Here is a 21,465-nt window from a genome sequence, read left to right as displayed (position 1 = left end):
TAATCCATTTCATGATTGGGAGCGTCACACAATGAAAATGCATAAGACCCTGCTCACCACCTTGCTTTCTGCGGGCTTGCTGGCCAGCGCCGGCGCCCAGGCGGCGGGGTGGTGCGAGTCCGGCAAACCGGTGAAATTCGCCGGCCTGAACTGGGAAAGCGGCATGTTGCTCACGGACATCCTGCAAACCGTGCTGGAAAAAGGCTACGACTGTAAAACCGACAGCCTGCCGGGTAACTCCATCACCATGGAAAATGCCCTGAGCAGCAACGACATCCAAGTGTTTGCCGAAGAATGGGTGGGCCGCAGCGAAGTCTGGAACAAGGCCGAGAAGGCCGGCAAAGTCGTCGGCGTCGGCGCGCCGGTGGTGGGTGCGATTGAAGGTTGGTACGTGCCGCGCTACGTAATCGAAGGCGACGCCAAGCGCAAGCTTGCAGCCAAGGCGCCGGACCTGAAAAACATCGCTGACCTAGCCAAATACGCCTCGGTGTTCAAAGACCAGGAAGAACCCTCCAAAGGCCGTTTCTATAACTGCCCGGCCGGCTGGACCTGCGAGCTCGACAACAGCGAAATGCTCAAAAGCTATGGCCTGGAAAGCAGCTACACCAACTTCCGCCCAGGCACCGGCCCGGCGCTGGATGCGGCGGTGCTGTCGAGCTACAAGCGTGGCGAGCCGATCCTGTTCTACTACTGGTCGCCTACCCCGCTGATGGGCCAGGTCGACCTGGTCAAACTCGAAGAAAAACCCGGTGTGGACAAGACCGTGAGCATCAAGGTCGGCCTGTCCAAGACTTTCCACGAGCAAGCCCCGGAACTGGTGGCCGTGCTGGAGAAGGTCAACCTGCCGATCGACCTGCTGAACCAGAACCTGGGGCGCATGGCCAAAGAGCGAATCGACTCGCCGAAATTGGCGAAGGTTTTCCTCAAGGAACATCCTGAAGTCTGGCACGCCTGGGTCAGTGAAGACGCAGCCAAGAAAATCGACGCGGCCTTGTAGGTCAAGTGTGCGCGGCTACCCTGAGGGGTGGCCGGGCGCCTGGCTACAACCCACTGGATCGAGAGCACGTTATGTTTCCTGAGAGTTTTACGTTTTCCATCGCCGACTGGGTCAACGGTTGGGTGGATTCACTGGTCACCAATTACGGCGATGTGTTCCGGCACATCTCCGACACGCTGCTGTGGGCCATCGTCAACCTGGAAGGCCTGCTGCGCGCAGCGCCGTGGTGGCTGATGCTGGCGATTGTCGGCGGCATTGCCTGGCACGCCACGCGCAAAGTACTGACCACTGCGGTAATTGTCGGCCTGCTGTTCCTGGTGGGCGCGGTTGGCCTGTGGGACAAGCTGATGCAAACCCTGGCGCTGATGATGGTCGCCACGGTGATCTCGGTGCTGATCGGCATTCCGCTGGGCATCCTGTCGGCGCGCAGCAATCGTCTGCGTTCGGTGCTGATGCCGCTGCTCGACATCATGCAAACCATGCCCAGTTTCGTGTACCTGATCCCGGTGCTGATGCTGTTCGGCCTGGGCAAAGTCCCGGCGATTTTCGCCACGGTGATCTACGCAGCACCGCCCTTGATTCGCCTCACCGACCTGGGGATTCGCCAGGTCGACGGCGAAGTCATGGAAGCCATCAACGCCTTCGGCGCCAACCGCTGGCAGCAACTGTTCGGCGTACAACTGCCGCTGGCGCTGCCGAGCATCATGGCCGGCATCAACCAGACCACCATGATGGCGCTGTCGATGGTGGTGATTGCCTCGATGATCGGCGCCCGTGGCTTGGGTGAAGACGTCCTGGTCGGCATCCAGACGCTGAACGTCGGCCGTGGCCTTGAGGCCGGGCTGGCAATCGTGATTCTTGCAGTGGTCATCGACCGCATTACCCAGGCCTATGGTCGTCCACGGCATGAGGCGAACAAATGACTACCGTCAGCAAAATCGAAGTCAAAAACGTCTTCAAGATTTTCGGCAACCGTTCCCAAGAAGCGCTGGCGCTGGTTGGCCAGGGCAAGACCAAGGACCAGGTGTTGGCCGAGACCGGTTGTGTGGTTGGCGTGAACGATCTGTCCCTGAGCATCGATACCGGTGAGATCTTTGTGATCATGGGCCTGTCGGGCTCCGGCAAATCCACCCTGGTGCGCCACTTCAACCGCCTGATCGACCCCACCAGCGGCGCGATCCTGGTGGACGGCGAAGACATCCTGCAGCTGGACATGGACGCCCTGCGCCAATTTCGTCGGCACAAAATCAGCATGGTGTTCCAGAGTTTCGGCCTGTTGCCGCACAAAACCGTGCTCGACAACGTTGCCTACGGCCTCAAGGTGCGTGGCGAAACCAAACAGGTGTGCGCCGAACGCGCGTTGCACTGGATCGAAACCGTGGGCCTCAAGGGCTACGAAAACAAATACCCGCACCAGCTTTCCGGCGGCATGCGCCAGCGCGTCGGCCTGGCCCGTGCCTTGGCGGCCGATACCGACATCATCCTGATGGACGAAGCCTTCAGCGCCCTCGACCCGCTGATCCGCGCCGAGATGCAGGACCAGTTGCTGGAGCTGCAAAAGACCCTGCACAAGACCATCGTATTTATCACCCACGACCTCGATGAGGCCGTACGCATAGGCAACCGCATTGCCATCCTCAAGGACGGCAAGCTGATCCAGGTCGGCACGCCGCGGGAGATCCTGCATTCGCCGGCGGATGAATATGTGGACCGGTTTGTTCAGCGGCGGGCGGCGGTGGTCTGATCCAGGTTTTGTGGTGGGGCTACTGGCCTCATCGGGGGCTTGCTCCCGATGAGGCCGGCAAAGCTGTAGAGAATATGAAGAGGTCAACCATGTCCCAGGCAGCAAAAATCATCATCGCCGATACGCCCTTGCGCTGGCAGGACGTAGTCGCCGTCGCCCGCCACGGCGCGGCGCTCGAACTCTCGGGCCAGGCCTGGGCGCGCATCGACAATGCCCAGGCCATCGTGCAGCGCATCGTCAGCAGCGGCGAACGCGCCTACGGCGTGAATACCGGCCTGGGCGCGCTGTGCAATGTCTCGCTCGAAGGCGAGCAACTCAGCCAGCTGTCGCGCAATACCTTGCTCAGCCATGCCTGTGGCGTTGGCCCGGTACTCAGCGATGAGCAAACCCGCGCGATCATCTGCGCGGCGGTCATCAACTACAGCCACGGCAAGTCCGGCGTACACCCGCAGGTGGTGCAGGCCTTGCTGGCCCTGCTGAATCACAGCATCACGCCGCAAGTGCCATCCCAGGGCTCGGTGGGTTACCTGACCCACATGGCCCATGTCGGCGTGGCCTTGCTGGGTGTGGGCAACGTGAGCTATCGCGGCCAGGTCGTTTCGGCGCAGCACGCATTGCAAGCCGAAGGTTTACCGCCTGTGGTACTCGGCGCCAAGGACGGCCTGTGCCTGGTCAACGGCACGCCGTGCATGACTGGCCTGAGCTGCCTGGCCCTGGCCGACGCCCATCACTTGCTGCAATGGGCCGACGTGATCGGCGCCATGAGCTTCGAGGCCCAGCGCGGTCAGATCGACGCGTTCGATGCACAGATCATCGCCCTCAAACCGCACCCCGGCATGCAGCTCGTCGGCAGCAACCTGCGGGCGCTGCTCGATGGCAGCGAAGTGATCGCCGGCAGCCAAGGCATTCGCACCCAGGACGCCTTGAGCATCCGTTCGATCCCGCAGATCCACGGCGCCGCGCGTGACCAGGTGGAACACGCCACGCGTCAGATCGAGACCGAACTCAACAGTGCCACCGACAACCCGCTGGTGCTCGGCACCCCGGCCCATTACCGCGTGGTGTCCCAGGCCAACCCGCACGGCCAGTCCGTGGCGCTGGCCGCCGATATGCTCGCCATTGCCATGGCCGAAATCGGCTCGGTGGCCGAACGTCGCCTGGACCGTTTGATCAACCCGCACGTCAGCGGTTTGCCGGCGTTCCTGGTGAGTCACCCCGGGGTCAATTCCGGAATGATGATCGTGCAGTACGTCGCTGCTTCGCTGTGCGGGCAAAACCGCCAGTTGGCGCAGCCGGCGGTACTCGACAACTTCGTCACCTCGGGCCTGCAGGAAGACCACCTGAGCATGGGCACCAACGCCGCGCTCAAGCTGCACCAGGTATTGGCCAACGTTACCCAGATTCTTGCCATCGAATATCTGCTGGCGGCCCAGGCGTTCGAGTTCCTCAAGAGCCAGCGCTTTGGCGTCGGCACCGACCGCGCCTGGCGCCTGCTGCGTGAGGTCGTGCCGGCCTATGCAGAAGACCGCTGGCTGGCGCCGGATATCGCGGCGGCCGCCACATTGCTCAAAGACACCGCACTACCGAATTTGCACTAAGTACGTATTCAAAAAAAATAATTCACAAGGAGAACGAATGTGACTGCGCTAAACCTGATTCCAGGCCAATTGAGCCTCGCCCAACTGCGTGCCATCTACCAGCAGCCGGTAACCCTCAGCCTGGATGACAGCGCCACGGCCCAGATCGAAGCCAGCGTTGCGTGCGTGGAGCAGATTCTCGCCGAGAACCGCACGGCCTATGGCATCAACACCGGTTTCGGCTTGCTTGCGTCCACCCGCATCGCCAGCGAAGACCTGGAAAACCTGCAGCGCTCCCTGGTGCTGTCCCATGCCGCCGGCGTCGGCGAGCCGATCAGCGATGCGCTGGTGCGGCTGGTCATGGTGCTCAAGGTCAACAGCTTGAGCCGTGGGTTTTCGGGGATTCGTCGGCAGGTGATCGATGCGTTGATCGCGCTGATCAATGCCGAGGTGTACCCGCATATTCCGTTGAAAGGCTCGGTGGGCGCTTCCGGTGACCTGGCGCCGTTGGCCCACATGTCCTTGGTACTGCTCGGCGAAGGCAAGGCGCGCTACAAAGGTGAATGGCTGGAGGCGACGCAAGCGCTGAAAGTCGCCGGCCTCACGCCGCTGACCCTGGCCGCCAAAGAAGGCCTGGCGCTGCTCAACGGCACCCAGGTCTCCACGGCCTATGCCTTGCGCGGCCTGTTCGAAGGCGAAGACCTGTTCGCCGGCGCCCTGGCGTGTGGCGGCCTCACCGTGGAAGCGGTGCTCGGTTCGCGCTCGCCGTTCGACGCACGCATTCACGCCGCCCGTGGCCAGCGTGGGCAGATCGATTCGGCCGCCGCCTACCGCGATCTGCTCGGCGAAAGCAGCCAGGTCTCGCAGTCGCACCAGAACTGCGACAAGGTTCAAGACCCGTACTCCCTGCGCTGCCAGCCACAAGTGATGGGCGCCTGCCTCACCCAATTGCGCCAGGCTGCCGAGGTGCTGGTGGTCGAAGCCAACGCCGTGTCGGATAACCCGTTGGTCTTCGCGGCCGAAGGTGACGTGATCTCCGGCGGCAACTTCCACGCCGAACCGGTGGCCATGGCGGCTGACAACATGGCGCTGGCCATCGCCGAAATCGGCTCGCTCAGTGAGCGTCGCATCTCGTTGATGATGGACAAGCACATGTCGCAACTGCCGCCGTTCCTGGTCGGCAATGGCGGCGTGAACTCCGGTTTCATGATCGCCCAGGTCACCGCAGCCGCATTGGCCAGCGAGAACAAGGCACTGGCCCATCCCCATAGCGTCGACAGCCTGCCGACCTCCGCCAACCAGGAAGACCACGTGTCGATGGCCCCGGCTGCGGGCAAGCGCCTGTGGGAAATGGCCGAGAACACCCGTGGCATCCTGGCCGTCGAATGGCTGGCGGCATGCCAGGGCCTGGACCTGCGCGAAGGCCTGAAAACCTCGCCCAAGCTGGAAAAGGCCCGCGGCATCCTGCGTGACAAAGTGGCCTTCTATGAAAAGGACCGCTTCTTCGCCCCGGACATCATCGCCGCCAGCGAACTGCTCGCCAGCCGCTGCCTGAATGAGCTGGTGCCGGCCGAGCTGCTGCCGAGCCTGTAAGGCACCCTGGCACTTCTGTGGTGAGCAGGCCTGCTCACCACGGAAATAGCCGTTGTCACGCGCGTGGCTTTTAATTTTCTCAGGATAAAAATAATAGGGACGAGAAATGCACCAGCAAGAAAAGGCTTTGAAACGCGGGCTGAGCGCCCGACATATTCGCTTCATGGCACTGGGGTCGGCGATCGGCACCGGGCTGTTCTACGGCTCCGCCTCGGCCATCCAGATGGCCGGCCCCGCCGTGCTGCTGGCCTACCTGATCGGCGGTGCCGCGGTGTTCATGGTGATGCGCGCCCTTGGCGAGATGGCCGTGCACAACCCAGTGGCCGGCTCCTTCGGCCAGTACGCCAGCACCTATCTGGGGCCTATGGCCGGTTTTATCCTGGGGTGGACCTACGCGTTTGAAATGATCATCGTCTGCCTGGCCGACGTCACCGCGTTCGGTATCTACATGGGCTTTTGGTTTCCCGAGGTGGCGCGTTGGGTCTGGGTGCTCGGTATCGTGTTCCTGATCGGCGGCCTGAACCTGTGCAACGTCAAGGTCTTTGGCGAGATGGAATTCTGGCTGTCGCTGCTCAAGGTCGGCGCGATTGTCGCGATGATCCTCGGCGGCTTTGGCATCATGCTGTTCGGCATCCATTCGGCGGGCGAAACCCAGGCCGTCGGCCTGAGCAACCTGTGGGCCCACGGTGGGTTCATGCCCAATGGCGTCGGCGGCCTGATCGCTTCGTTCGCGGTGGTGATGTTCGCGTTCGGCGGCATCGAAATCATCGGCATCACCGCCGGTGAAGCCAAGGACCCGCAACGGGTGATCCCCAAGGCGATCAATGCCGTGCCGCTGCGCATTCTCTTGTTCTACGTGCTGACGCTGTTTGTGCTGATGGCCATCTACCCATGGCCGCAGATCGGCAGCCAGGGCAGCCCGTTCGTGCAGATCTTCAGCAACCTGGGCATCGGTTCGGCGGCGACCATCCTCAATATTGTGGTGATCTCGGCGGCGGTCTCGGCCATCAACAGCGACATCTTCGGCGCTGGCCGCATGATGTACGGCCTGGCCCAGCAAGGGCAGGCGCCCAAGGGCTTTGCGCGGTTGTCCAGGCAGGGCGTGCCGTGGATGACCGTGGTGGTGATGGGCGCGGCGCTGCTGGGCGGTGTGGTGCTCAACTATGTGATCCCTGAAAACGTGTTCCTGGTGATCGCCTCCATCGCGACGTTCGCCACGGTGTGGGTATGGCTGATGATTTTGGTCACCCAAGTCGCGATGCGCCGCTCGATGACCAAGGCACAGGTCGCCGAACTGGCATTCCCGGTGCCGTTCTGGCCCTATGCACCGGCAGCGGCCATTGTTTTCATGCTGTTCGTGTTTGGCGTGCTCGGTTACTTCCCCGACACCCAGGCTGCCTTGCTGGTCGGTGCCGTGTGGATCGTGCTGTTGGTCGTTGCCTACCTGCTGTGGGTAAAACCCGCCGCCGGGCAAGCGGCCAGGGTCCATTACGAACCGGCTGTGTCTCATCGATAACTTAGGGAGGCGTTGATGAAAACCCTTTGGCAACACTGCCACGTCGCAACCATGGCAGGCGGCAACTACTCGATCATCGAGGATGCCGCCATGGTCACTGCCGGCTCGCTGATTGAGTGGATCGGCCCGCGCAGCGAAGTACCGGTGGCGGATTACGCCCAACGGCACGACCTGCAAGGCGCGTGGGTCACCCCCGGGCTGATTGACTGCCACACCCACACGGTGTTCGGCGGCAATCGCAGCGGCGAATTCGAGCAACGCCTTCAGGGCGTGAGCTACGCCGAGATCGCGGCCCAGGGCGGCGGTATTGCCAGCACCGTGCGTGCCACCCGCGCTGCCACCGAAGACGAACTGTTTGCCGGCGCGCACAAGCGCCTGCGCAGTTTGCTGCGTGATGGCGTGACCACCGTGGAGATCAAGTCCGGCTACGGCCTGGACCTGGCCAACGAACGCAAGATGCTGCGCGTGGCCCGTCGCCTGGGTGAAGCGTTGCCGGTCAGCGTGCGCGCCACCTGCCTGGCGGCCCATGCGTTACCGCCCGAGTACAAGGACCATGCCGACGATTACATCGAGCACATCTGCAACGAGATGCTTCCGGCGCTGGCGGCTGAAGGGCTGGTGGATGCGGTGGATGCGTTCTGCGAATACCTGGCGTTTTCCACCGAGCAGGTGGAGCGAGTCTTCCAGGTTGCGCGGCAACTGGGCCTGCCGGTGAAGCTGCACGCCGAGCAACTGTCGTCGCTGCACGGCTCCAGCCTGGCGGCGCGTTACCAGGCGTTGTCGGCGGACCACCTGGAATTCATGACTGAAGAAGATGCCATCGCCATGGCCGCCGCCGGCACCGTCGCGGTCTTGCTGCCGGGTGCGTTTTACTTCCTGCGTGAAACCCAGTTGCCGCCGATGGACGCGTTGCGCAAGCACGGCGTGAAGATCGCCATCGCCAGCGACCTCAACCCTGGCACCTCGCCGGCGCTGTCGGTGCGCCTGATGTTGAACATGGCCTGCACCCTGTTCCGAATGACCCCGGAAGAAGTCCTGGCCGGCGCCACGCAACATGCGGCGACCGCGTTGGGCATGGGCGACACCCACGGTTCGCTGGAAGTGGGCAAGGTTGCCGACTTTGTCGCCTGGCAGATCGATCGCCCCGCCGACCTGGCCTACTGGCTGGGCGGCGAACTGGATAAACGCGTCGTGCGCCATGGCGTCGACGTCACCGTTTAAGGAGCATTGCTGTGGATAAGGTTCTGAATTTCAAACAAGGCCGTGTGCCGCTGCTAATCAGCATGCCCCACGCCGGGCTGCGCCTTACCCCTGCGGTCGAGGCCGGGCTGATTGCCGAGGCGCAAAGCCTGCCGGATACGGACTGGCATATCCCGCGGTTATATGACTTTGCCGAAGAGCTGGGCGCCAGCACGCTCTCGGCACAGTACTCACGGTTTGTCATCGACTTGAACCGGCCCTCCGATAACAAACCGCTCTATGCCGGTGCCACCACCGGCCTCTATCCGCAGACGCTGTTTGACGGCGTGCCGTTGTTCCGTGAAGGGCAGGCGCCCTCCGAGGAGGAACGTGCCAGCTACCTGCAAAAAATCTGGGGCCCGTATCACCGCCAACTGCAGGAAGAACTGGCACGCCTCAAGGCTGAGTTCGGTTACGCGCTGCTGTTTGACGCCCACTCGATCCGTTCGGTGATCCCGCACCTGTTCGAAGGCAAATTACCGGACTTCAACCTCGGCACCTTCAACGGCGTCGCCTGTGACCCGGAATTGGCCAGTCAGTTGGAAGCCATCTGCGCCCAGCATCCCCCGTACACCCATGTGCTGAACGGGCGCTTCAAGGGCGGCCACATCACCCGGCACTACGGCAACCCGGCGCAGGATATTCATGCGGTGCAGCTGGAGTTGTGTCAAAGCACCTATATGGAAGAAATGGAGCCGTTTCGCTATCGACCTGACCTGGCCGAGCCGACTCGGGTGGTGCTTAAGCAATTGCTGGAGGGTTTGTTGGCTTGGGGGCAAAACCGCTACCGGTAAGGGAGGCCGAACAGGCGCGAGCTGACACAGGTCTGAGTGCGCAAGGACATGCTCATTGCACAATTCGGGTTTATAGTGCCGGACGGCACAATAAAAGATGTCCCCCCAGGGATGAACCCGAACCCCTACGGAGCGCGCAATGCAGACTTGGTACCCGCAGATCAAACCCTACGCCCGGCACGATCTGGCAGTCGATGACACCCACACGCTGTACGTCGATGAAAGTGGCTCTCCCGAAGGCTTGCCCGTCGTATTCATCCATGGTGGCCCTGGTTCCGGTTGTGATGCCCAGAGCCGCTGCTATTTCGACCCGAACCTGTACCGCATCGTCACCTTCGACCAGCGTGGCTGCGGGCGTTCCACCCCCCGCGCCAGCCTGGAAAACAACACCACCTGGGACCTGGTCGCCGACCTTGAGCGCATCCGCGAGCACCTGGGCATCGAAAAGTGGGTGCTGTTCGGCGGTTCCTGGGGCTCGACCCTGTCCCTGGCCTACGCGCAAACCCATCCGGAGCGTGTACACGGCCTGATCGTGCGGGGCATTTTCCTCGCCCGCCCGCAGGACATCCATTGGTTCTACCAGGAGGGCGCGAGCCGTCTGTTCCCGGACTACTGGCAGGATTACCTCGCGCCGATCCCACCGGAAGAGCGCCACGACATGATCGCCGCCTACCACAAGCGCCTCACCGGCAACGACCAGATCGCGCAGATGCACGCCGCCAAAGCCTGGTCCGGGTGGGAAGGCCGCATGCTGGGCCTGTGCCCGAGCCCGCAGCATGTGGAGCGGTTTTCCGAGCCGCAGCGCGCCCTGTCCATCGCGCGTATCGAGTGCCACTACTTCACCAACAACTCATTCCTTGAGCCCAACCAACTGATCCGCGATATGCACAAGATCGCCCATCTGCCTGGCGTAATCATCCACGGCCGCTACGATATGATCTGCCCGCTGGATAACGCCTGGGAGCTGCATCAAGCTTGGCCGAACAGCGAGCTGCAGGTAATTCGCGAGGCGGGCCATGCGGCCTCCGAGCCTGGCATCACCGATGCATTGGTCCGTGCGACCAGCGAGATGGCACGGCGCCTGCTTGATCTTCCGCCTGAAGAAGCATGAAAGGTTTGTTACAGCGGGTGCGTGGCGCCCGGGTCGAGGTGGCGGGCGAAGTCATCGGGTCGGTTGACCAGGGGGTGCTGGTGCTGGTGGCGGTCGAACCTTCAGATACCCCGGAGAGCGCCGATAAGCTGCTGCACAAATTGCTGAACTACCGAGTGTTCAGCGATGACCAAGGCAAGATGAACCTGTCGCTCAAGGATATCGACGGCGGTTTGCTGCTGGTGTCGCAGTTCACCCTGGCGGCGGACACCAAGAGCGGGCTGCGGCCAAGTTTCTCGAAAGCCGCACCGCCGGCCTTGGGAGAGGCGCTTTTTGAGCACCTGTTGTTACAAGCGCAACAATTGCATGGCAAGGTGGCGTCGGGGCGTTTTGGCGCCGATATGCAGGTGCATTTGGTCAATGATGGCCCTGTGACCTTTCTCTTACAGACGTGAATGTATTAAAAACGACTTTTAATGCCTAAAAACGCAGGTTTTCGCTACAAATACTTCGTTGCCCCTGATGCGTTGTCTCGCGGGCTACTAGATAATCGCGCGCTACGGGGATCAGCGTTGTTTGGTCCATTTTTGACTTAGGTAGAGACTTGTCCGACAACCATTGGGGAATCATTTTGACCCATGGGAGTCGGAACAATGCTCGCCAACCTGGCATATAGATAGCTGGCCGTTGGTTTTTTGATCTGTTTTCGGCGAGGGTTGCTCGTGATTGTTAGTCCCTGTAATGCACCAAAATTGTCTGCCAAACGGTTACGAAACGCACTGGTGACGGGCTCTGCCCTGTTTTGCCTGTTCGGCGCGGGTCAACTGTGGGCATTCAGTCTGGATGATGTGTCGGCCAAGGCAAAAGAGCTGGCCGGGCAGAAGTACGAAGCTCCGCGCAGCAATCTGCCGAACGAATTCCGTGAAATGAAGTTCGCGGACTACCAGAAGATTCGTTTCCGCAACGAAAAAGCCGAATGGGCCGATCAGAACACCCCGTTCAAGCTGTCCTTCTATCACCAGGGTATGCACTTTGATACACCGGTGAAAATCAACGAAGTCACCGCTGACAGCGTCCAGGAAATCAAATACGACCCGTCGCGTTTCGATTTCGGTGACGTGAAGTTTGATCCTAAAGCCACCGAACAACTGGGTTATGCCGGCTTTCGTGTGCTGTACCCGATCAACAAGAACGACAAGCAAGACGAAATCATGACCATGCTCGGCGCGAGCTATTTCCGCGTTGTCGGCAAGGACCAGGTGTATGGCCTGTCCGCGCGTGGCATGGCAATCGACACTGCGCTGCCGTCCGGCGAAGAATTCCCGCGCTTCACCGAGTTCTGGATCGAGCGTCCAAAACCGGGTGACAAGCACCTGGTGATCTTTGCCCTGTTGGATTCGCCACGCGCGACCGGCGCTTATCGCCTGATCCTGCGCCCGGGTACCGACACGGTTGTCGATGTCAAATCCCAGATGTTCCTGCGCGACAAGGTCAGCAAGCTGGGCGTTGCCCCGCTGACCAGCATGTTCCTGTTCGGCGCGAACCAGCCGTCCAAGGTGCTCAACTACCGTCGCGAGTTGCATGACTCCAGTGGCCTGTCGATTCATGCCGGCAACGGCGAGTGGATCTGGCGCCCGCTGAACAACCCGAAACACCTGTCGGTGAGCAATTTCAGCGTGGAAAACCCGCGCGGTTTCGGCCTGCTGCAACGTGGCCGCAACTTCAGCCACTACGAAGACCTGGACGACAACTACGACAAGCGTCCAAGCGCCTGGATCGAGCCTGAAGGCGACTGGGGCAAGGGTTCCGTCGACCTGGTCGAGATCCCGACCGCCGATGAAACCAACGACAACATCGTTGCCTTCTGGAGCCCGGAGAAATTGCCGGAAGTCGGTCAGCCGCTCGAAGTGGCCTACCGCCTGCACTGGACCCTCGACGACGCCGCGTTCCACTCGCCGGACAGCGCCTGGGTCAAGCAGACCTTGCGTTCCACTGGCGATGTGAAGCAATCCAACCTGATCCGTCAGCCGGACGGCAGCGTGGCTTACCTGGTCGATTTCGAGGGCCCGGCCCTGAAGCGACTGCTGCCGGACGCCCCGGTGCGCAGCCAGGTGAGCGTGGGTGACAACGCTGAACTGGTGGAAAACAGCGTGCGTTACAACGAACACACCAAAGGCTGGCGCCTGACCCTGCGCATGAAGATCAAGGACGCAAGCAAACCGACCGAAATGCGTGCGGCCCTGGTGCAGGACGTTCCCCAGGCCGAGCCTGAGCATGTTTCTACCCAGGTGCTCAAGGCCGACAAGGTCTTGGCCAAGCAGCACGAGAAACAGGCCAAGAAAGACGCGAAAGACAAGGAAGCCAAGCAGCCAGAAGCTGCCCCAGCCACACCGGAGCCGATCAAGACCGAGCAAGTCCTGACCGAAACCTGGAGCTATCAGTTGCCTGCCGATGAGTAATTCTCAAGCCCGGCCAGAGACGCTCTCCGAGTATCTGGCGCATCTACCGATGACCGCTGAGCAGCGTGCCGAATTGGCGGGCTGCGCATCCTTCAGCGAGTTGCACGAGCGGTTGTCGTCATCGACCTTCGATGCGCTAGCCGACGCCGCCCAAGCGTCGGTTGGCAGCCGGTTGAACCTCAGCACGGCCGAAGAGTTGCAAGACGCCGAAATGCTCGCGCTCGACGCGAGCGGCCGTGTGTGCCTCAAGGCCACGCCGCCGATTCGTCGCACTCGCGTGGTACCGGAGCCGTGGCGCACCAACATCCTGGTGCGTGCCTGGCGTCGTATCACCGGCCGCAGCAACCCGCCCAAACCACCGAAGGATGAACGCGTATTGCCGGCCGCGCGCTGGCGTACGGTCGGTTCGATCCGTCGTTACATCCTGCTGGTGCTGATGCTCGGCCAGACCATCGTGGCCGGCTGGTACATGAAAGGCATCATGCCGTACCAGGGCTGGTCGCTGGTCGACTTCGACGAGATCCGCAACCAGACCCTGCTGCAAACGGCTACCCAGGTTCTGCCTTACGCCCTGCAAACCAGCATCCTGATCATGTTCGGGATTTTGTTCTGCTGGGTGTCGGCGGGTTTCTGGACGGCCTTGATGGGCTTTCTTGAACTGCTCACCGGTCACGATAAATACCGCATCTCCGGTAAAAGTGCCGGCGACGAGCCGATTCCGAAAGAGGCGCGTACCGCGCTGGTGATGCCGATCTGCAACGAAGACGTGCCGCGTGTATTCGCCGGCCTGCGGGCGACGTTCGAATCGGTGGCCGCCACCGGTGACCTCGATCGCTTCGACTTCTTCGTGCTCAGCGACAGCAATGACGCCGACATTTGTATCGCCGAACAGCAAGCCTGGCTCGACGTGTGCCGCGAAGCCGGTGGCTTCGGCAAGATCTTCTATCGCCGTCGTCGCCGTCGCGTAAAGCGCAAGAGCGGCAACCTGGACGACTTCTGCCGTCGTTGGGGCGGTGACTACAAGTACATGGTCGTGCTCGACGCGGACTCCGTGATGAGCGGCGAATGCCTGACCAGCCTGGTGCGCCTGATGGAAGCCACGCCGGATGCCGGGATTATCCAGACCGCGCCACGTGCGTCGGGCATGGACACCCTGTATGCGCGCATGCAGCAGTTTGCCACCCGTGTGTACGGCCCGCTGTTCACCGCCGGTCTGCACTTCTGGCAGCTGGGTGAATCCCACTACTGGGGTCACAACGCGATCATCCGCATGAAGCCGTTTATCGAGCACTGCGCCCTGGCGCCTTTGCCCGGTAAAGGCGCGTTCGCCGGCTCCATCCTGTCCCACGACTTCGTTGAAGCGGCGCTGATGCGCCGTGCCGGCTGGGGCGTGTGGATTGCCTACGACCTGCCGGGCAGCTACGAAGAACTGCCGCCCAACCTGCTGGACGAACTCAAGCGTGACCGTCGCTGGTGCCACGGTAACCTGATGAACTTCCGCCTGTTCCTGGTCAAAGGCATGCACCCGGTGCACCGTGCGGTGTTCCTGACCGGCGTGATGTCGTACCTGTCGGCACCGTTGTGGTTTCTGTTCCTGGTGTTGTCCACGGCCTTGCTGGCGGTGAACACCCTGATGGAACCCCAGTACTTCATGGCACCCCGCCAGTTGTACCCACTGTGGCCGCAATGGCATCCGGACAAGGCGGTGGCGCTGTTTTCCACCACCATCGTGCTGCTGTTCCTGCCTAAACTGCTGAGCATCATCCTGATCTGGGCAAAGGGCGCGAAAGAGTTCGGCGGCAAGTTCAAGGTCACCATGTCGATGCTGCTGGAGATGCTGTTCTCCATGCTGCTGGCGCCGGTGCGGATGATTTTCCACACCCGTTTCGTGCTTGCCGCGTTCCTCGGCTGGGCCGCCACCTGGAACTCGCCCAAGCGTGACGACGACTCGACCACCTGGGGCGAGGCGTTCAAGCGTCACGGGACCCAGACCTTGCTGGGCTTCCTGTGGGCCCTGCTGGTGGTGTGGTTGAACCCAAGCTTCCTGTGGTGGCTGGTGCCGATCGTCGGTTCGCTGATGCTGTCGATTCCGGTATCGGTGATCTCCAGCCGTGTGAACCTGGGCCTCAAGTCTCGCGACGAGAGCCTGTTCCTGATTCCTGAGGAATACAACCCGCCGCAAGCGCTGCAGTCGACCGAGAAGTACACCCACGAAAACCGCTGGCACGCCTTGCACGACGGGTTTGTGCGTTCGGTGGTCGACCCGCAGCAGAACGCCCTGGCGTGTGCCCTGGCGACTTCGCGTCACCGTGAGGCCGAGCCGATCGAATACCTGCGTACCGAGCGCGTTCGCCATGCGTTGAAAGTCGGCCCTGCCGGCCTCAACAACGCCGAGCGTGTTGCCTTGCTCAGTGACCCGGTGGCCCTGGGCCGCCTGCACGAGCAGGTCTGGAGCGAAGGACATGCCGAGTGGCTGGCCGCCTGGCGTGACTCGATCAAAGCCGACCCGCACGCGCCGTTGCTGCCGCTGCAACCGCTGTCGTCCCAGGCCCAACCGGCCTGATTCAGACACCCCCGAGGGCTCACCTCGGGGGTGTTTCAAACGCTGGTCCTACAGCGTTTTGCGTCTCTTCTTTGTCGTTCTGACCCTCTGTTATTTCGAAACAAAAGACCCTCGTTCGAGGCGTATTTGCCTGCGTGCGGCTGGGGTAGGATCGCCCCCCAAAATTGACTCGGTCACAGGGGGATCCATGATCAAAAGGTATTGTTCGGCCTTGCTGCTTGGCGCTGTTGCATTAATTCACACTGGCCAGGCGCTGGCCGGTGCCATCGATGACGCGGTGCGGCGCGGGGTGCTCAAAGTGGGCACCACACCCACCTATGTCCCCTTCGAAATGACCGATAAGCAGGGGCGCATCGTCGGCTTTGAAATCGACCTGCTCAAGGTGATGAGCCAGGCCCTTGGCGTGGAGCTGGAACTGGTCTCGGTGCCCTACACCGAGCTGATAAAGGGCCTGCAGGCCAAGCACTTCGACCTGATCGGCAGCGGCATGACGGTTACCCAGGAGCGCAACCTGGCGCTGAACTTCAGTGACTCCTTCATCGTGGTGGGCCAGACCGTGCTGTTGCGCCCCGGCCTGCTCGGCAAAGTTGCCAGTGTTGAAGACCTCGACGATGCCAGCTACCGGATCGCTGCCACCGAAGGCACCACCGGCGAGTCCGCGGCGCAGCGCTTTCTGGGCGCGGCGCGGGTGAGCAGCTTTGCGACGCCGGAAGAAGGCGTGCGCCAGGTTGTGATCGGTGCGGCTGATGCGTTTGTTCACGATGCGCCCTACAACCTGATCGCCCTGAGCCGCCCGGAAAACAGCGCGCTGCTTTTACTGGAGCAACCTTTCACCTTCGAACCCTTGGCGTTTGGCGTGAAAAAAGGTGATTTCGACAGCCTCAACTGGATCAACCATTTCCTCAACCAAGTGGCCCAGGACGGCACCTACGATCGGCTGCATGACAAGTGGTTCAAGGACACCGCCTGGCTCGGCGAAATCGACTCGAAGTCATAACTGCTTACATAACCGTCCGATACCGACGCGATACGGGCAGGTGTCTACCTCGTGCGCTTGGCTGCACCCTTGTGGGGCTTTTGCGACATATGCCGACAACAATTACCCGTGAAACCTTTGTGGCAGACAGCGAGTGGGTTAGCATCGCACCCCGACTGGGTGCGGCCCTTTTGCGCGCCGATCTTATAAGAAACGTTCAGGGGATTTGATGATGAAAAAGTATCTTTCGATGCTGCTGCTAGGCATCACCGCGCTGATGGCGGTCAACGCGGCGCAGGCCGGTGCCATCGACGATGCGGTCAAGCGCGGCACATTGAAAGTCGGCATGGACCCGACCTACATGCCGTTCGAAATGACAGACAAGCGCGGTGACATCATCGGTTTTGAAGTCGACATCCTCAAGGCCATGGCCAAGTCCATGGGCGTCAAGCTGGAGCTGGTGTCCACCGGTTATGACGGCATCATCCCGGCCTTCCTGACCGGCAAGTTCGACATGATCGGCAGCGGCATGACCCTGACCCAGGAACGCAACCTGCGCCTGAATTTCAGCGAACCCTTCATCGTGGTCGGCCAGACCCTGCTGATCCGCAAAGAGTTGGAAGGCACCATCAAGTCCTACAAAGACCTCAACGACGAGAAATACCGCCTGACCTCCAAGCTGGGCACCACCGGTGAGATGGTCGCCAAGAAGTTGATCGCCAAAGCCAAGTACCACGGCTATGACAATGAGCAGGAAGGCGTGCTGGACGTGGTCAACGGCAAGGCTGACGCGTTTGTCTACGACGCACCGTACAACGTGGTGGCCGAGAAGAAGGTGGGTAACGGCAAGCTGGTGTTCCTCGACGAACCCTTCACGTTTGAGCCATTGGCCTTTGGCCTGAAGAAGGGCGACTACGACAGCGTCAACTTCATCAATAACTTCCTGCACCAGATCAAGAATGACGGCACCTACGATCGCATCCATGACAAGTGGTTCAAGAGCTCCGAGTGGCTCAAGGACATGGAATAAGGCTTTAGACCGAGGCGCGCCCTTCGCGAGCAAGCCCGCTCTCACATTCGACCGCATTCTCATGTTGGAACTCGGTCAAGTGTGGGAGCGGGCTTGCTCGCGCAAGCGGCCTCACAGGCGACACCAATCCCGGAACCTGAAATGAAACAGAAAAAAGCCCAATGGCCCTGGCACCTGCTGACCGTGGTCGTGCTGGTTGGCCTGGCGGGCGCCTTGTATTACGCCACCTCGCTGATGTCCTACGAATGGCGCTGGAACCGTGTGCCGCAGTACTTCGCCTATCAGGCCGAAGAGGCTCAGCGGGCGGCGGATATCTCCACCGTCATCGAGTTGGTCCGCAAAGGCGACGTTGCCGAAGTGACCCTGCGCAACGACGCCGGTACCGAACAACGAGTGATGGTTGCCGACAACAGCCTGCAAGTGGCGCGCGGCGATGACGTGGCCGAGGGCGATGTCATCGGTGTGAACCGCCATTGGGCATTGGGCCCGCTGATGTGGGGCTTGTGGACCACGCTGTGGCTGTCGGTGGTGTCCGGCGTCCTGGGCCTGGCGATTGGCCTGGCCACCGGGCTGTGCCGGCTGTCCAGCAACCCGACCCTGCGCGATCTGTCGACAATCTACGTCGAACTTGTGCGCGGCACGCCGTTATTGGTGCAGATCTTCATTTTCTATTTCTTTATCGGCACGGTGCTCAACCTGTCCCGGGAATTCGCCGGGATCGCCGCGCTGTCGCTGTTCACCGGCGCCTACGTGGCGGAAATCGTCCGCGCCGGCGTGCAGTCCATCACCCGTGGCCAGAACGAAGCCGCGCGTTCCCTGGGCCTGAGTGCCGGCCAGTCGATGCGCCATGTGGTGCTGCCGCAGGCATTCAAGCGCGTGCTGCCGCCCCTGGCCGGGCAATTTATCAGCCTGGTGAAAGACACCTCGCTGGTGTCGGTGATCGCAATTACCGAATTGCTCAAGAGCGGCCGCGAGGTGATCACCACCTCGTTCTCGCCGTTTGAAATCCTGTTCTGCGTTGCAGGCCTGTACCTGCTGATCAACCTGCCGCTGTCGAAAATGGCCAGCCGGCTTGAGCGGAGGCTCGCCCAAAGTGATTGAAGTCCGCGATCTGGTAAAAGTCTTCGACACCCGTGGCCAGGTGGTGCGCGCGGTGGACCACGTCACCACTCAGGTGGCCAAGGGTGAGGTGCTGGTGGTGATCGGGCCGTCCGGCTCGGGTAAATCCACGTTCCTGCGCTGCCTCAATGGCCTGGAGGAGTTCGACTCCGGCTCGGTGAGCATCGACGGTCTGCAACTGGCTGATCCGAAAACCGACGTGAACGCCTATCGCCGCGAAGTCGGCATGGTGTTCCAGCACTTCAACCTGTTCCCCCATATGACCGTGCTGGAAAACCTGTGCCTGGCGCAAAAAGTGGTGCGCAAGCGCGGCAAGAAAGAGCGCGAAACCAAGGCCCTGGCGCTGCTGGAAAAAGTCGGCATTGCGCAGAAGGCCAACGAGTTCCCCTCGCGGCTGTCCGGCGGCCAGCAACAGCGTGTGGCGATTGCCCGCGCCCTGGCGATGGAGCCCAAGGTGATGCTGTTCGACGAGCCCACCTCGGCCCTCGACCCGGAAATGGTCGGCGAAGTACTCGACGTGATGAAGACCCTGGCCCTGGAAGGCATGACCATGGTGTGCGTCACCCACGAAATGGGCTTTGCCCGTGAAGTGGCCGACCGGGTGCTGTTCTTCGACCATGGCAAGTTGCTGGAAGACGCCGCCCCGGCCGAATTCTTCGACAGCCCGAAAGACCCGCGTGCCCAGGCGTTCCTGCGTCAGGTCCTGTAACACCAAGGTCCTGAGTAAGGGGTCATGGGGTAAACCTCATAGCCTGAATTTACCGACCAGCGTTTGTAGATCCAGGCTCAGCCTTGTCAGTTGAACACTGGCCGCCGCCGTCTCCTCACTGGCGGCGGCGGTTTGTTCAGACACATCCCGTACCTTCAACACGCTGCGATTGATCTCTTCGACCACGGCGCTCTGCTGTTCGGCGGCGGCGGCGATCTGCGGGTTCATTTCCTGGATGACCGACACCGTGCGAGTAATGGCCGCCAGCGCCTCGCCGGCGTCGCGGGTCAGGCTGACGCTGTAGTCGGTCAGGTTGCCGCTGCTGTCCATGATGTCTGCCACCTGTTGGGTGCCTTTATTCAGGCCCAGAATCAACGCCTCGATTTCTTCGGCTGACTCCTGAGTGCGCTGGGCCAGGCTGCGCACTTCGTCGGCCACCACGGCAAAGCCTTCGCCGGCGCTGCCTGCGCGTGCGGCTTCAATGGCGGCGTTCAGCGCCAGCAAGTTGGTCTGCTGGGACACGGATTTGATCACGTCCAGCACGCTGCCGATTTTTTTGCTCTCTTGCTGCAGCGTCAGCATGGCCCGGCCCGACAGGGTCATTTCGCTGGCCAGGTTACCAATCTGTTCAATGGCCAATGCGACCACCTTGTCTGCGGCGCTGGCCTGCTGGTCTGCCTCATTCGCCGCCAACGACGCTTGTTCGGCGTGCCGGGCGACTTCGTGGGCGGTGGCGAGCATTTCATTCATGGCCGTGGCGACCTGATCGGTTTCGTCTTTCTGGTTGTTGGCCCCGTCGCGGGTCTGTTCGGTCACGGCCGTGAGTTGCCCGGCGGCACTGGCGATTTGCCCAGCGCTGTCCCCGATGCCGCTGATCAGGTCGCGCAAATTGCGCGTCATCAGGCTGATGCTGTGTTGCAACTGGCCCACCTCATCCCGACGTTCCACCTTCACGTCATGGCTGAGATCGCCCTTGGCGATACGGCCGGCAACCGCCAGCACCTGGCGCAACGGCAGCGCAATCTGGCGGCCGATCCACCCGGCGGTCAGGGCGCCGAGCACTACGCAGGCGAGGGTGACACTGATCAGCAGAGTGCGCGTTTGGCTGGCCTCGCGGTCACGTTTGAAGATTTGCGCCTGACTCAGTAGGTCGCTTTGCTCCAGCAACTGGTCGACGTGCTGTTCGAGTCGGTTTTGCATCGTCTCGGTGTTGAACTGAGCGTCTTTGAGCGCCACCAATTGCTCGCGGTAGGTCGCCAGGTCGGCTTTGAGCTGGGCGGAATCGACGGGCAGGTCCATGACGGCCGACTGTGCGACCTCCAGGGCGTCGAGCGCCTTGCCGACGGCTTCGGCATAGGCTTGCAGTGACTCGGCCGCCCACGCGGGTTTTTGCGTGCCGTCGTCGGCAAGTGCCATCGCTTGGCGCAGGTCTTCGATCGCATCCAGGGCTTTCTGGTCTTCCTGGTCGGGCAGGTCACTGGCGAACTGGGCCAGGGTGTCGCTGGCCTGAAGCGCACTGTTTTGCAGGGGGCTGCGCGCGCGCTCACGACGTTCGATCAAAGTCGGCAACTCGGCAAGAGCCGCTTTGAAACCCGTCACCAAACGGGTGGCTTGCTCCAGGCGTTGCTGGTCGGCCGGGTCTCCCATGCGGCTTGAGAGGACGGCCAGATGCTGTTCGATCTTTTCAATCTCTACGCCGATTTTTCCCAGGCTGCTGGTGTCCGTCAGGGTGCGATACACAATGCAGTCGGCACGCATGGTTTCGGCCGCAACCGCCAGCTGCCCCAGCGTCGAGAGCTTGGCTGATCGAGCAAGCACAGCATTGAGGGCCTGCCAGCCGGTCATGGCGATGATCAGGCTCAGCATCAGCACTTGGCCAAAGCCCAGGGCGAGTTTGAGACGAATGCTGGCGTTGGCCAGTAAGCGGGTCAGTCGAGCAAACATGCTGCACCTCCTAATCTGAAAAAGCGCTTCGAGCAGAAACGCTAAATCGATTCGGGGTGATCGCGGGCTGATAACTGCGTAGGAACTTTCGCAATGTGCGGCGGCCTTGATCGGC

At 61.5% G+C, this 21,465-nt stretch carries 17 protein-coding genes; 16 read left to right on the top strand and 1 reads right to left on the bottom strand.

Annotated features, from left to right (window positions below):
• Nucleotides 1-31 precede the first annotated feature (31 nt).
• The 16 genes from AB4N98_RS10635 (at nt 32) to AB4N98_RS10560 (ending at nt 19,406) form a co-directional block, all read left to right on the top strand.
• Nucleotides 32-997, top strand: a complete 966-nt coding sequence (locus AB4N98_RS10635) for an ABC transporter substrate-binding protein (RefSeq protein ID WP_065879506.1) — start codon at nt 32-34, stop codon at nt 995-997.
• A gap of 71 nt (nt 998-1,068) precedes the next feature.
• Nucleotides 1,069-1,920, top strand: a complete 852-nt coding sequence (locus AB4N98_RS10630; RefSeq protein ID WP_065879505.1) for an ABC transporter permease — start codon at nt 1,069-1,071, stop codon at nt 1,918-1,920.
• Nucleotides 1,917-2,741 (top strand): quaternary amine ABC transporter ATP-binding protein, encoded by an 825-nt coding sequence (locus tag AB4N98_RS10625; protein WP_017529530.1) that lies wholly within the window; start codon nt 1,917-1,919, stop codon nt 2,739-2,741. The genes AB4N98_RS10630 and AB4N98_RS10625 overlap by 4 nt, the downstream gene beginning before the upstream one ends.
• A gap of 89 nt (nt 2,742-2,830) precedes the next feature.
• Nucleotides 2,831-4,339 (top strand): HAL/PAL/TAL family ammonia-lyase, encoded by a 1,509-nt coding sequence (locus tag AB4N98_RS10620; protein ID WP_065879504.1) that lies wholly within the window; start codon nt 2,831-2,833, stop codon nt 4,337-4,339.
• 39 nt (nt 4,340-4,378) lie between these two features.
• Entirely contained in the window at nt 4,379-5,911 is a 1,533-nt protein-coding gene (gene hutH / locus AB4N98_RS10615) for a histidine ammonia-lyase (RefSeq protein ID WP_017526568.1), read from the top strand.
• A 106-nt stretch (nt 5,912-6,017) separates the two neighbouring features.
• A complete protein-coding gene (locus tag AB4N98_RS10610) occupies nt 6,018-7,427 on the top strand; it encodes an amino acid permease (protein WP_065879503.1) in 1,410 nt (469 codons plus the stop codon).
• Between the two features lie 15 nt (nt 7,428-7,442).
• The gene (hutI, locus tag AB4N98_RS10605; protein WP_065879502.1) at nt 7,443-8,648 is read left to right on the top strand and encodes an imidazolonepropionase; all 1,206 of its coding nucleotides are present in this window, start codon (nt 7,443-7,445) and stop codon (nt 8,646-8,648) included.
• Nucleotides 8,649-8,659: 11 nt separating this feature from the next.
• A complete protein-coding gene (gene hutG, locus AB4N98_RS10600) occupies nt 8,660-9,460 on the top strand; it encodes an N-formylglutamate deformylase (protein WP_017526565.1) in 801 nt (266 codons plus the stop codon).
• A gap of 139 nt (nt 9,461-9,599) precedes the next feature.
• Entirely contained in the window at nt 9,600-10,571 is a 972-nt protein-coding gene (pip, locus tag AB4N98_RS10595; RefSeq protein WP_017526564.1) for a prolyl aminopeptidase, read from the top strand.
• Nucleotides 10,568-11,005: a D-aminoacyl-tRNA deacylase gene (gene dtd / locus AB4N98_RS10590; RefSeq protein ID WP_017526563.1), complete on the top strand. Its 438-nt coding sequence runs from the start codon at nt 10,568-10,570 to the stop codon at nt 11,003-11,005. The genes pip and dtd overlap by 4 nt, the downstream gene beginning before the upstream one ends.
• A 324-nt stretch (nt 11,006-11,329) precedes the next feature.
• The gene (locus AB4N98_RS10585; protein ID WP_223271434.1) at nt 11,330-13,009 is read left to right on the top strand and encodes a glucan biosynthesis protein G; all 1,680 of its coding nucleotides are present in this window, start codon (nt 11,330-11,332) and stop codon (nt 13,007-13,009) included.
• Nucleotides 13,002-15,572, top strand: coding sequence for a glucans biosynthesis glucosyltransferase MdoH (gene mdoH / locus AB4N98_RS10580; protein WP_460149414.1), 2,571 nt, complete (start codon nt 13,002-13,004; stop codon nt 15,570-15,572). The genes AB4N98_RS10585 and mdoH overlap by 8 nt, the downstream gene beginning before the upstream one ends.
• Before the next feature lie 187 nt (nt 15,573-15,759).
• Nucleotides 15,760-16,569 carry a transporter substrate-binding domain-containing protein gene (locus AB4N98_RS10575; protein ID WP_065879500.1) on the top strand — a complete coding sequence of 270 codons (810 nt, stop codon included), beginning with the start codon at nt 15,760-15,762 and terminating at the stop codon, nt 16,567-16,569.
• A 211-nt stretch (nt 16,570-16,780) separates the two neighbouring features.
• Entirely contained in the window at nt 16,781-17,578 is a 798-nt protein-coding gene (locus AB4N98_RS10570; RefSeq protein WP_065879499.1) for a transporter substrate-binding domain-containing protein, read from the top strand.
• A 141-nt stretch (nt 17,579-17,719) separates the two neighbouring features.
• Nucleotides 17,720-18,679, top strand: a complete 960-nt coding sequence (locus AB4N98_RS10565; protein ID WP_017526558.1) for an amino acid ABC transporter permease — start codon at nt 17,720-17,722, stop codon at nt 18,677-18,679.
• The gene (locus AB4N98_RS10560; RefSeq protein ID WP_017526557.1) at nt 18,672-19,406 is read left to right on the top strand and encodes an amino acid ABC transporter ATP-binding protein; all 735 of its coding nucleotides are present in this window, start codon (nt 18,672-18,674) and stop codon (nt 19,404-19,406) included. Before AB4N98_RS10565 ends, AB4N98_RS10560 begins: the two co-directional genes overlap by 8 nt.
• Before the next feature lie 36 nt (nt 19,407-19,442).
• On the opposite strand, the gene AB4N98_RS10555 is transcribed toward AB4N98_RS10560, so the two are convergent.
• On the bottom strand, nt 19,443-21,350 hold the full coding sequence (locus AB4N98_RS10555; protein ID WP_065879498.1) for a methyl-accepting chemotaxis protein: 1,908 nt from the start codon (nt 21,348-21,350) through the stop codon (nt 19,443-19,445).
• Between the last annotated feature and the right edge of the window lie 115 nt (nt 21,351-21,465).

Source organism: Pseudomonas sp. S3_E10, assembly GCF_054667615.1.
This window is presented reverse-complemented; position numbering and strand designations above follow the sequence as displayed.

Coding starts and splice junctions, on each gene's coding strand:
- AB4N98_RS10635 (WP_065879506.1), top strand. CDS start 32: ATGAAAATGCATAAGACCCTGCTCACCACCTTGCTTTCTGCGGGCTTG.
- AB4N98_RS10630 (WP_065879505.1), top strand. CDS start 1,069: ATGTTTCCTGAGAGTTTTACGTTTTCCATCGCCGACTGGGTCAACGGT.
- AB4N98_RS10625 (WP_017529530.1), top strand. CDS start 1,917: ATGACTACCGTCAGCAAAATCGAAGTCAAAAACGTCTTCAAGATTTTC.
- AB4N98_RS10620 (WP_065879504.1), top strand. CDS start 2,831: ATGTCCCAGGCAGCAAAAATCATCATCGCCGATACGCCCTTGCGCTGG.
- AB4N98_RS10610 (WP_065879503.1), top strand. CDS start 6,018: ATGCACCAGCAAGAAAAGGCTTTGAAACGCGGGCTGAGCGCCCGACAT.
- hutI (WP_065879502.1), top strand. CDS start 7,443: ATGAAAACCCTTTGGCAACACTGCCACGTCGCAACCATGGCAGGCGGC.
- pip (WP_017526564.1), top strand. CDS start 9,600: ATGCAGACTTGGTACCCGCAGATCAAACCCTACGCCCGGCACGATCTG.
- dtd (WP_017526563.1), top strand. CDS start 10,568: ATGAAAGGTTTGTTACAGCGGGTGCGTGGCGCCCGGGTCGAGGTGGCG.
- mdoH (WP_460149414.1), top strand. CDS start 13,002: ATGAGTAATTCTCAAGCCCGGCCAGAGACGCTCTCCGAGTATCTGGCG.
- AB4N98_RS10575 (WP_065879500.1), top strand. CDS start 15,760: ATGATCAAAAGGTATTGTTCGGCCTTGCTGCTTGGCGCTGTTGCATTA.
- AB4N98_RS10570 (WP_065879499.1), top strand. CDS start 16,781: ATGAAAAAGTATCTTTCGATGCTGCTGCTAGGCATCACCGCGCTGATG.
- AB4N98_RS10565 (WP_017526558.1), top strand. CDS start 17,720: ATGAAACAGAAAAAAGCCCAATGGCCCTGGCACCTGCTGACCGTGGTC.
- AB4N98_RS10555 (WP_065879498.1), bottom strand. CDS start 21,350: ATGTTTGCTCGACTGACCCGCTTACTGGCCAACGCCAGCATTCGTCTC.